This window comes from Bordetella pseudohinzii (genome assembly GCF_000657795.2).
Taxonomy (GTDB): domain Bacteria; phylum Pseudomonadota; class Gammaproteobacteria; order Burkholderiales; family Burkholderiaceae_B; genus Bordetella; species Bordetella pseudohinzii.
Genome location: NZ_JHEP02000001.1, coordinates 224,522 through 237,126 on the forward strand (window position 1 = coordinate 224,522; position 12,605 = coordinate 237,126).

2 protein-coding genes (1 of these 2 cut by a window edge) are annotated in these 12,605 nt (G+C 68.3%); both read right to left on the minus strand.

Annotated features, from left to right (window positions below):
- The gene (locus L540_RS01055) at positions 1–1,824 is read right to left on the minus strand and encodes an HlyD family efflux transporter periplasmic adaptor subunit (RefSeq protein WP_043209376.1); all 1,824 of its coding nucleotides are present in this window, start codon (positions 1,822–1,824) and stop codon (positions 1–3) included.
- A protein-coding gene (locus tag L540_RS01060) for a DUF4347 domain-containing protein (RefSeq protein ID WP_043209378.1) crosses the window boundary here: on the minus strand, positions 1,817–12,605 show its 3' portion. Its footprint extends 20,465 nt past the window's final position; the window shows 10,789 of its 31,254 coding nt (coding positions 20,466–31,254); its start codon lies off the right edge, out of view — the gene reads right to left on this strand; it ends in the stop codon at positions 1,817–1,819. Before L540_RS01060 ends, L540_RS01055 begins: the two co-directional genes overlap by 8 nt.

Below are 12,605 nucleotides of genomic sequence, written 5' to 3' on the forward strand. Positions count from 1 at the left end.
CTATCCGAACCAGGCCCACCACTTCAGGCGCAGCCAGTCCACGAAGCCATGGGTCCAGATCCAGGCATAGCGGCGCTCGCCGATGTCGATGCGCCCTATGCCCTCCATGCCGGGCCGCAGCATGGACAGGTCTTGGCCGTCGAGCCTGGCTTCCAGGCGGAAGACCGTCTTGCCCTCCAGCACCTGGGCCAGGGGCACGATGCGCGTGACCGTGAAAGGGATCTGGCGGTCCGGCATCGCGGCCAGGGCGACACGCCCCGTCTGCCCCAGGGCCACATCGTCGATCTGCCGGTCTTCCACGTCCAGCCAGAGGCGGTAGCCATCGAGCGGCGAAATCTTGAAAAGCTCCTGGCCGCGCTTGACCGCCTCGCCCAGCTGCTGGCTGAGGTCGCCGCTCACCAGGATGCCGTCGAATGGCGCGCGCAGGCTGGAGCGCTGGATCTGCTCGCGATAGAACTGGATCTGGGCCATGGCCTGGCGGGCCTGGGCCTGGGCGATGGCGGCCGCCGCATTGTCGCCGCGCGCCATGGCTTCTTCGGCCTGGCGGCGGTATTGCACCTCCAGATTGCCGGCGCGCAGCAATTCAAGTTCAGTCTCGCGGGTGTCGAGCGCCGCGAGCGCCTCGCCCGCCTTGACCTCGTCGCCGGCCCGATGGGCCGCGTCGGCGATATAGCCGTCAAACGGCGCGGCGACCACGCGCTGCACCACGCCCTGCACCGTGGCCGTCGCCCCCACGCGGTAAGGGCCGTGGGCCAGCGCGCCGAACAGCGCCACGGCCAGCACGGCCAGCGCCAGCAGCTTGCGGCCGATATACCGGGCGCCGAACAAGCGGCCGGCCTCCAGCAGCAGGGCGTCGCGGCCCTTGCGCCACAGCGGCCTTTCCCGTTGCAGCCTCTGGTAAAGCACGCGCCCGGCCAGCAGCGCCACGCTCTGGCACAGTTCGATGCTCTGGCGGTCGAACCCCTCGTTGTCGGGGCGCTCGAACAACAGCGCGCCCCGCGCCTCGCCCTCGGGCGCGAAAGGCACGGTCAGCACATTGCGGTTGCCGAACTCGCGCGCCAGCTTCTGGTGAGCGCGCAGCTGGATGGTGCGGCCCTCGTCCTGGGGCAGGCAGAGCGTGGTGTTCTGGTCGATGGCCTCGTCCATGGCCTCGGCAACGGCCCGCACCAGGTTCATGTTCTGCACCAGGCGGCTGCTGTGCGACAGCGCATGCACCTTGATGCGCCCGTCCTGCCGGAAACCGATGCTCACCCGGTCGCAGCCCAGGCGGGTGGCCAGGTCGGTCGCCAGCGTCAGCGCCACATCCTTGAAACGGCCTTCTTTCAGGGCCCGGGCGACGCTGTTGACCACATACATCAGCCGTTCGATGGTCTGGGCGCTGTCGCCGCGCTCCTCCTGCAGCAGCCAGGCCTCCAGCACGCCCGCGCCCCAGCGCAGGGCCTGCACCGCCGGCTCGGGCGGCTGCGGAGCGGTTTCGAACGCGGCCACGCCATGCAATCGGCCGCCCAGGATGACCGGATAGGCCACCACCAGGCTGCCGCCATCCAGCGCCACCGCCACTTCCCGGCCCTGCAGACAATCATCGACCAGGCCGTAGAAGGCCGGACCCGCGAGGCTGCCCGGCGGCGTTGCGGCCACGGTCTCGAACGGTCCGGTGTCCGGTTCGCCGAGGATGAGGGCGCCGTGGCGCACGCCCGCGAGCTGGCCGGCCTGCAAGGCCAGCCAGGCGTCCAGGAAGGCCTGGCGGTCGGTCGAGGCCGACAGCGCCGACCACCACGCCAGATCCGCGCGCTTGACCTGCGCGGAAACGATAGGATCATTCATCCTCACTAAGGGCCTGCGCCTCCTCCATCGGCGTGTCCTTGCGGCTCACGCGCAGTCCGGTCTTGCGGCGGGCCTTGGGCTCCCATGTATTGGTTTTGGAATTGAACACCACCGAGCCGGCCAGGCCCAGCGCCCCCGACAGGCCCAGCACGCCCACCCCCGCCGCCATGGCGGCGCGCGTATCCTGGCGCGCGGCCGGCGGCGGCACGGCGGCCGGCGCGCTGGCCGAGGGCGCGGGATCGTCCTGGGGCGGAGCCGCCTCGGGCGTCTCGGCCGGCGGCTGCGCATCCGGCGGGGCCGGCGCGCGGCTCTGGCCGCTGTCCTGGGTGCTCAAGTCATTGCGCATGGACACGGCGTCCTTCGGCGCGCCGCCCGAAGCATAGTCCGAAATACTGCCGTCGTGGCGGTCAATGACGATGTCGGGGCGGCCCGGGGCCATGCTGATGCTGTCGCCGGCCGCAAAACCGCGGCCGAACAGGCTCCCGACACGCCAGCGCGGCGAGGACGAGGGTTCGAATACCGGATGCGCCACCAGCCCCAGCGTGCCGGGCCAGGAGTACAAGTCCTCCATGGAGCGGGTCAGCAGGTCGGGGGTGTTGCCGCCCAGACCGAAGCGCGTCAGGTTGACGATGCGGCCGCTCGCCGGATCGAGGTAGATGCCGGCGAAGTCGCCCACGATCACGTCTTTCCTCAGGTCGCCCCGGAAGAAATCGGCGCCCCGGCCGCCCAGCATGTAGTTGCCGCCCGTGCCGGCCAGCAGGATGTCATTGCCGCCGTAGGCGATATCCAGGGTCTCGATCAGGCTGAAGCGGTCATTGACGAAGACCACGCGGCCGTTGTCGCCCAGCATGACATTCGAGCCCGCGCCGCTTTCCAGCACATCGTTGCCCACGCCGCCTATCATCACGCCCTCGCCATTGTTGTAGAGCGAGTTGTTGCCCCCTTCCGACGGATAGGCGGACGAGAAGGACAGGATGCGCCCGGCGGCGGTGAACAGGGCCTGGGCCGCGTTGCCGGCGATGAGGTTGAAGCCGCCCGCGGCGCGGATGCTGTCCTCGCCCATGCCGCCCATGAGCACGTTGCGGCCGCTGCCCACCGTAATGCTGTTGTTGCCGCCGGCGGGCAGGTTGATGGTCTCGATGGCCACCAGGCCGGCGCCCGCCAGGTAACGCGCCTGGCCTCCCGGCGCGGCCGGATCGATGAAGTCGCCCCGGTCGCGCAGATAGTTGACCGGCGCCACCGTGACGATGCGGCCGAAGTTGGCGAACACGATGTTGTTGCCGTCGCCCGCCGTGATGGTATTGCCGCCCGCGGCCAGGCGATCGGCCGAGGCGCCCACGGCCAGCCCGGCCGCCTGGTCGGGCGTGAGCACCAGGGTCAGCGCGTAGAGCGTGCGCAGATCCGGCGAGCTGCCCATGTCCATGGGGATGTCCAGGCTGATGTTCAGGCCGGCATTGCCGAACACGATGTTGTTGCCCTGGCCCGCATGGATGGTGTTGCTGCCGCCGCCGCCGGCGATCAGGTCGTTGCCCAGGCCGCCGTAGATCGTGTCATTGCCGGCCCCGCCATAGAGGATCACGCCCTGCGTCGCGCCGCGCGCATCGAGCACATTGTTGCCCGCCTGGCCGAAATGCAGGGCCTGGCCGGCCTGGCGCTGGCCGGGCGCGGCGGTGTAGTAGCGGTCATCCTGGCTGGTCGAACCGAACAGCAGCACCGGACGATCAGCCCCGCCCACGGTGCCGCCCTCGGCCACCAGCATGTTGTCGCCGCCCCCGCCCTGCACCAGGGTCACGGTGCCCGCCGGCGCATGGCGCACGGTGAAGACATCATTGCCCTGGCCCAGCATGGTGTTCACCGACTGCACGCCATGGAAGACGATGCCCCGGTCATAGGCGTGCAGGCCGGCCTCGCTGGCCTGCAGGATGCTGCCCGCGGCCGACCCCAGTCCCGGCGTCATGCCCAGGCCGGTGATGCGGCCGAAGTCGCCCGCCTGCGGCTGCGTGTACAGCTGGCCCAGGCCGCTCATCTGTTGGGCCTGATCCTGCATGCCGGTCTGGCCGCTCACCGTGCCGTCGTCGAACAGGCGGATGCGGTTGTTGGCCGGCTCGGCCGGCGCCGCGCCAGTGCGGCGCGCGCCCAGGCCGGCATCGGTCTCGCCGGGCAGGACCACGGCGGCATGCAGGCTGCCGTCGTAATCCGGCTTGTCCAGCGACCCGCCCTCGATGAGCAGGCTGCCCTGGATGCCCGACACATCATGCGGCTGGTCCGGGTAGTTGGCATAGCTGATGCCCGTGACCGGATCGACGCCAACGACCGGCCGGTCGCTGGCGCGCGGCGCGCGCACCTTGCCCGGCTCATTCGCGGGCCCGGCATAGCCGGGGTCGGCCACCGGTACGATGATGGGCGGCAAAGCCACATCGTGCAGGCCGGGCAGCGTGGTCAGCAGCGTGGCCGACAGCTGCAAATCGCGGCCCGCCAGGCTGAGCGGCGGCAGGCCGATGCCCGAGCCATCCTCCACCTTGACCAGCACCTGCCGCGTCGCATCCCAGGCCAGGGCCCCGACGCCATTGGCCTCGAAGGCCAGCACCACGCTCTCGTGCCAGGTCTGTCCGCCGTCGATCGACAGCAGCAGGCCGCGGCCCTGCATGCCTTGCAGCGCGGTGGCCAGGCCGTCGGCCAGCGACAGCCCGGCGCCCTGCGCCAGCGAGCCGTACAGCGCCGAGGCCAGCATGGCGCTGGTCAGCGACACATAGGCCTGGCCGCTGGCCGGGCGCGGCAGGATGCTGGCATCCAGGCTGACCGACAGCGCCAGCGTGTTGCCGCCGGCGGCGTCCAGCTGGCCGGGCTGCGTGGCGATGACCACCGGCTGCCGGCCGTCCAGCACATCGCGCGAACCGGCTCGGCCCGAGACGATGGTATTGCGCTCGACATCCCCCGACAGATCGAAGGTGTTGCTGCCGCTGCCGCCGATCAGCGTGGTGATCACATTGCTGCGCGTGGACAGCACATAGATGTGATCGTTGCCCTCGCGCGCATCCAGGTTCACGCGCTGGATGTTCTGGTAGCTGGTATTCAGGCCGGCGCCGCGTATGCCCTCCTGCGTCAGCACGAAGGCGTCGTCCTCCTCTGTGCCCAGCACCGTGTAGGTGTTCATGCCCTCGCCGCCGTCGATATTCAAGGGCCCGTTCAGCACATAGCCGCCCGCCTGCGGCGCGCCCTGCTTGAAGGCATAGACCATGAAGGCGTCGTCGCGCTTGCCGCCGTACAACGCCAGGGGCGCGGCATTGCTGTAAACGCGGAAGACGTTGACGCTGTTCTCGGCGCCGTAGATCGTCATCCCATGGCTGTTGCCCGGCGACAGATAGCCTTGCGTGGTGCGCGCGGTATCGACTTCGTCGCCCGCCGCCACGCTGGGCGGCAAGCGGTCCAGCCCGAAGAGCTGGCCGATCTGGAACTCGTTCTGCTTGGCCGGATCGCTGCCCAGGCCGCCGTCGATGGTCAGCGGCGCGCCGGTATCGTCGATATAGAACCGATTGCCGCCGTCCACCGCGTTCAGGCGCAACCCGCCCGTGCTGGTCCGGTCGTAGTTCACGCGCTGGACCTCGTTGGCATAGCCCGCGCCCTGCGGCGTGAGCTTGGCCACGAAGTTGGCGCGCACCAGGAAGGTCTCGTCCGCCGTGGTGCCGTTGAGGGTCAGGGTATTGACGCCAAGCAGGTTCTCCTGCCCCTGTCCATCCGTGTTATGGATCGTGATGAGGATGGAGGTCGGCAGTTCGGCCAGATTGACGATGACGCGGTTGTCGCCCAGGCCGCCATCCACATCGACACGGTCGGTCTGGCCGCCCGATTGGCTGGTCAGCGAAGGCAGCTGATCCAGCACGATGAGGTCATTGCCCGCGCCGCCCGAAAGCGTGATGCCGCCGGCCAGCGCCCGCGCCGACAGATAGAGGTAGTCATCGCCCTCGCCGCCCGACACGGCGGCGCCCGCGCCCAGCAGGATGCGCGACATCCAGATCTTGTCGTCGCCCGCTCCCGATTCCACCCGCAGATGGCCCAGGAAGTCGGCGCGGTCCAGCGTGATCAGATCCTGGCCGGCGCCGCTCAGGATGACGCTGGCGCCATGCTGGACGGTTTCCGACAGCAGGATGCTGTTGGCGCCCTCGCCGGCATTGATGGACAAGCTGCCCTGGCCTTCGCTGCCGGTCAGGGTGATGTGATCATCGCCCAGCCCGGCGGTGATGGACGTGTCGCCGCCCACCGTCACCCTCTCCAGGCTGACCGTGTTCTCGCCGTCGCCGGCGAGGATCTCCAGATCCGCCGAAATATGGGTATCGACCAGCGCCAGGCTGTCATCGCCCAGGCCGGACTGCAGGCTCACGCCGCCCTGCACTTCGGTTGCCTGCAGGAGCACGCTATCGTCGCCATCCTGGGTGGAAACGGTCACTTGCGCCTGCTTGATCAGGCGTGCGCGGATCTCGACCAGGTCCTGCCCGGAACCGCCCAGGATGTCCAGGGCGCTGCCCTGCGTCAGCAAGAGCCCGGCATCCAGGCCGCCGCCCGCGTCGGCGGTCGCGCCGAAGCGGATGTGGTTGACGCCGGTTTCGCTGCCATGGATGCGGATCTCGGGCGCCAGCAGGCGGCCATCGATGGTGATCGAGGTGGCCTTGCCGTAGCTGGCGCGGTCATCACGGTCGGCGCGCAGATTCATGCGCTGGCCCGCCGACACCAGGCCGCCGGGCAGGCCGCCGGCCGGCCCCGCGATGCTCAGATTGTTGCCCGCCAGCAGGCTGGCCACGCCGGCCACGCTGATGACCGAACCGGCCGCCAGCTGGATGTCGCCGCCCACGCCGGCGGGCGTCGAGCGCGCCGCCAGCCAGGCATTGCGTGCTTCGATCCGGCCCACGTTGAGCGTCAGCGTCTGGGTCTGGCCCTGCGCATCGTCGGCCTGGCCGAGCTGCACCAGCGCCACGTCGCCGCCCGCCTGGACATTGAGGGTGGACTGGACGCCGACCGCCGCGACGATGAGCGCATCGTTGACCGCCACGCCCGCCACATCGGCCTGCGCATAGCCGCCGATGGAGCCGCCCGCCTCGAAGTACAGCGTGCCGCCGATGACCACCGCGTCGCCGCGGCCGCTGGACAAGCCGGGATGCGCCGTCTTGTCATTGACGATGCTGGCCTGGCTCGCCAGGCGGACATCGTCGCGCTGGCGCGATTCCACTTGCGCCAGGGCCAGGTCATGCGCGCCCACTTGGCGAATGGCGATGGAACCCTGGGCCAGGGCCATCAGATAGCCCGACAGATCGGTCAACAGCGGCTGCGCCGCCTGGCCGATGGCGCCGGACAGCGTGCCCAGCCAGGCATTGCGCGCGGTCAGGGCCGCCTGGCCCGCCGCCGTGCCGTTGAGGATGTCATCCAGCGCATAGATGCGCGCATCGCCGCGCAGCCCATTGCCGTCGGCGACCTCGATGCCGCCCAGGCGCAGGCTGTGCATGCCATAGATGTTCAGGCCCGTGCCGGCCTGCGCCTTCAGGAGCGCCCCGCTGTCGCCCTCGGACATGCTCACCAGCAAAGGCGTGCCTTCCTGCGAGACGTCGGCGCCAGGCAGGCCGACCGAGCGGCCGGCGATCAGCACCACTTCGCGCGTATAGCCCAGGGCCGCCAAGGCCTGATCGCTCAGATCGGTCAGCGACACATTGGCATATTGCCGCTGGCCCGCGGCCGTGGCGTTCAGGATGGATTCGCCTGCCTGCAGGCTGACGTTGCCGGCCGCGATCACCTGGCCCACCCGCAGATTGGCGTCCGCCTGGTAGCTGGAGCCGCTTTGCGCCGTGCCCTTGGTGTTGGCCAGCACCAGGTTCAGGTCTTCGCCGCCATGCTGGGCCACGCGCGCCACGCCGCCGGCCTCGACATAGAGCGCATGCCCCGCGCCCAGGTTCAGCTGCAGGGCGCGGGAGGCATCGTATTGATAGATGCCATTGCCGTCGCGCGTGCTGCCCACGATGTCCTGATTGGCCACCAGGCTCACCTGGCCCCGGCTCTCCAGCGTGCCCGCGTCGGTGCCGATGATGGACCCGCCCTGGGCCGACACCGTGATGGTGATGCCCTGGGCGGCGTGGATGTCGCCCAGGCGGATGCTGCCCTTGGGCGAATCCAGGCCCACCGTGGTCTCGCTGTAGGCCGACACCACGCCATCGACCGCCTGCACCGCCAGCGAGCGGGTCAGGTTGATGGTCAGGTAGCGCGGGTCGCGCATATCGCCCACCAGCGCGCCGCTTTGCAGCGCCTGCGCGCTGGCGCCGTCCTGCGCCATGAACGGCACCTGGATGGCCTTCCAGACCGGGTCGAGGAAGCCCGTGCCGATGTCCACCACTTGCAGGCCATTGGCCCGGGCATTGGCGATATTGGCGTTCAACTGCGTCAGCTGCGCGCCCGAGGCGCCCAGCTTGCTGTTGTAGACAAAGACGTCGCGGCTGTTCTCGTACAGGCCGAAACGGTCGGCGAACAGGAACTGCAGCTCGCTGCCCGCGGCCAGCGTCGTGCCCGTGAGCAGCGCGCCGTCGTTGGAGAACATGGGGTTGACGGCCTGCCAGAGGCTGGCGTCGCTGAAGTCCACCTCATCGCGGTCCAGCGAGACCGTGCCCGCCGGGCCGATATAGCGGTACAGCGTCTGGTACACGCCGGCCAGGCTGGCTGCGTTGGCGCGCGACAGAATGGCCTTGTCGGCCTCCGGCAGCGCGTCGAAGATATTGGCCCGCTCCTGCGCGCTGACCGTGCTCAGGTCGGGCAGCTGCAGCGTGTACTCGCCCAGTTGCGCCCCGATCGAGCCCTGGCCCGAGGTGCGCAGCACAATGCCCTGCCCGGCCTTGATGTTCAGGAAGCGGTCCGGCGTCGGCACGCCTTCGGCTTCGCTGTCGATATCGAAGACCTTTTCATTGATGGTCGCCGACACCGGGTAGAGCAGGTTGTTCTCGATATTGCGCAGCGTGGCCGTCGAGAAATAGAAGAAATAGCCGGCACGGTAGCTGCTGCCGTAGAGATCGATATCCTCGGGGGTCTGCGCCGCGGCGTCGGCCTTGAGCGCATAGTTGCGCGTATAGGCCGTCGCGCCGGCCAGGTCGGCCGCCGCGAAGTCCACCGTGACCACCTGGCCCATGTTGGGGTAGAGGGCCAGGAGGCCGTCGTTCTGGCCCGCCCCGGTCTGGTAGAGCATGGCGTCGGCAAGCGTGGCCGCCAGCCGGATGCTGCCGTCCGCGCCCACGATGGCGTAGTAAGCGGTGTCGGCGCGCAAACCGCCCACGGCGTCGCGGAAATAGATCTCGTCGCCCGTGGCCAGGGCGCGCAGGCCGCCATGGCCGTCGTCGACGATGAACATATCCTGCAGCCTGAAGCTGCCCGCGCCCACGGCGGTCAGGCCCGAGGAGGCCCCCACCGTCGAGGTCAGGCGCTCGCGCCAGTAATTGTGATACTCGGCGGTCTGGGCCAGCTCCTTGTCGACCACATAGTCATAGACCCCCTGGTTGCGCACGGACTTCACCAGGTCCTCGACCCCGCCGATATCCAGGATGGGGGGCAGGTAATTGGGATCATAGGCCTGGCCCTGGAGCTGCGCGTGCAAGGCCAGCATGGACGCGCTCAGGTTGGCGGTCGACACCGCGCCCTGGGTCTGGAAGAGATGCGTGCTGACCGTGAACATGCCGCGCAGATTGACCGCGGCAAAGCCGGTCAGCATCCGCGGCGCGATGCCCGCGTCGGTAAAGAGCGATTGGATCAGCGCCTGGCCTTCGGGCGTCTGCTTGAGCAGTTCGAACTGCTGGTACAGCATGGCCTCTTCCCGGGAGGCGAACAGGCGGATGCTGTTGCCGCCCTCAAGCAGCACGTAGTAGGCCACGTTGTTCTGCAGGCTGACGGTCTTGCCGTCCTTGGCCTGCACATCGTTCAGGTAGACGCGATCGTAGTTCTGCAGATTGCGGTAGCCTGTCACATTGCCGTTGGCGTCGACCTCCGGCACGATGTCCATATGGGTCAGGGTAATGACATCGTCGGTCGTGACCGACGCGCCGCTGGCCGAGGCGTCAAGCAGCTTGACCGACATCGCCCCGGGCGCGGCGCCCACCGCCTGCAGGATTTTCTCTATGGTCAGCGCCTCGCCGCCGGCCTGCAGGGCCTGGTCCGCCGTCTCGGCCAGCGTGACCACGCGACCGTTGATGCTCTTGATGTAATACACCAGTGTCTGGCTGGCGTTGGCGAAGCTCAACTCCACCCGCTGGCCCTGCACCAGCGCGTCGTTGCCCGCCAAGGTCACCGTGGCCACGCCCGAAGAGGCCAGGGCCTGCTGGGCAAAGCCGGTGTCGGTCAGGCGGATGCCGGCGTGGATGACCATGCCGTTCAGATTGGGCGTGTAGTTCTGGCTCCAGTTGGCATCGTTGACATTGGTATTGCGATAGGCATCCAGATTCTGCAGCTGCGTCTTCTCGGCATAAACCTGGCCCGAGAACACGATCCTGCCCTTCATCCAGGCGCTGTCCGGGCTCTGGTCCGTCAGGGGATGGCCGAACTCGTCGACCACGCTGACGATCTTCAGCGTGCCATTGTCATAGACCCCCAGCTGGCTGCCCGACAAGGCGCCGCCGTTGTTGGTCATGAAGAGGTCCAGGCCGGCCAGCGAAATCGACTGTCCGCTGCTCAACAAGGACTTGATGGCATTGAGCAGTTGGCCGCGGGCCGCCTCGCTCAGGGTGGAGGTGCTCAGATCCCAGCTGAAACTGTCGCCCAGGTCCACATAGCTGGCGTATTGGGCGCCGCCCGCCGTGGTCTCCGTGTACTGATAGAACGTCAGATAGTTGCTGCCCCACCAGCCCGAGCCCGAGCGGCTATCCAGCTTGAGCGTGCCCTGCTTGAGCGCCGTGGCGCCCAAGCCCTGCCGCAGGGTGTAGCCGATCCCGGCGCTGGCCTGGCCCTGCCCCAGGCCGGTCAGGCCATAGGCCAGCTCGGCGGGGAGTTGGCGGTTGAGCACCGAATCGCTGCCATTCCTAATGTAGTAGTTGCTCAGGGTGATATTGCCGTCCAGCACCAGCGACAGATAGTTGTCGCTGCGCGAGACGCCCTGTGAGGTCGAGCCGTCGGCGGCCGTCAGGTTGAGCGACAGGATGCGGCGCGTGACCTCCACGCCGTCGATGGTGAGCGTGATCTGGCTGCCGACCACGCCGTTGGCCGGGTCATTCAGCCAGGCGACGTATTGCGTCACCGACATGCCCGATGGGATGGACCAGCCCAGGGTGCTGCCCGACAGGGAAATCGTATTGCCCGTGGTCGTGCGCTGGATCACCGACCCTGGCCCGGCCGCACCCGTGCTGGTCAGCAAGGCATAGAGCGAACCCGCTCCGGTGGCGATAGGATTATTGGCGTGCGCCGCGTTATAGGCAGTGATGGCGGCGATGACATCGGCCGTGATGTCGGTATCGCCGGCGGCCGGCGTGGAGACCGTCGTGCCCGGGTTGGGCACCGGCGGCAGCACCGGCTGGCTATTGCCCGTGAGATCGCCCGCGCCATATTGGCCGCTGGCGTTGCCGAAGACGATGTTCAGCGCCACGTGGCCATTGGGATCGCTGTTGCTCAGATTGCCCACATAAGGCGTCTTGAGCGTGATCAGCACGGTGTCGAAATCCTGCGAATACCAGCCGCCATTGCTCTTCATGACCGGCAGGATCTGGTCGATCAGCAACTTCTGGCCGTTGATTTCCACATAGGTGTACTTGCGCAGCGCCGCCAGCGCATCCGCATCGCGATAGCCGCCGACCATCTGGGCCAATTGGTCCAGCTGCGCCTCTGTCAGCTTCAGCTGCAAGGTGCTCGAACCCTGGGTTTCCGTCAGCCCCGTCGTGGGCAACGTGAAACTGATGGGCAGGTTGGCGCTGGACTGGTCGTTCGCGCCGGCCAGACCATAGGCCGGGCCGTACAACACGCCCTGGCTGCCCGCGGTATAACCCATCTCGGCCATGGACACGGGCGCGGCGAATTGGCCCGTCACCGGGTCATAGACCGAGAACTGGAAGCGGTAGACCAGGCCATCGCTGGACACCATCACCAACTTGCCCAACACCTCTTCGCGCGCATTGCCGTTGAGGCTGTTGTTGTAGGCCAGGCGCACCAGGCGCCCGCTGTCGACGGCCGCCTTCAAGACGGCCTCGTAATCGCCATTGCGGCCGAAGACCACGGCCAGGTACTGGCCGCTACCCTCCATCTGCGTGCTCAGGTAGGTGCCCGCGCCGCCCAGGCTGATACTGGCCACCTGCAGCGCGCGCACGCCCGACCAATACCCCTCGTACTGGGCGATCTGGGCGTTCAGGTCGGCCAGGATCTTGGCCGTGACGGTCGGATAGGCCTTCTCGGTCGCCGTGCGCGTATCGGCCTGTTCGCCGTCGAGCAGCGAGCCGCCATTGAGCGTGATGCTCACGCTGCCCAGCTGCGAGTACACCGAGGCCTGGGGATTGGCCCAGTTCACCGGCTTGACCAGCACCAGATCGGCATTGGCCACGTTCTGGGCGATATAGATGCTCTTGTCGGCGCCCGCGGCGCCTCCCGCCAGGCCGGCCTGGGCCGCGAAACCCTGGCGCGCATAAATGCTCAGGGCCTGGCTTGCCGTGCCGATGGCGCCATAGCCCGCGTTCAGCTCGACGCGGTTGCCCGACACCACGGCATCGCCCGTGGCCGAAGCATGGGCGAAGATGCCGTTCAAGGCCTCGATGTAGACCGTGCCCGCCGACGAGGCCACCTTCTGC

Excerpts from the sequence above, each read along its gene's own strand:
- L540_RS01055 (WP_043209376.1), bottom strand. The coding sequence starts at position 1,824 with ATGAATGATCCTATCGTTTCCGCGCAGGTCAAGCGCGCGGATCTGGCG.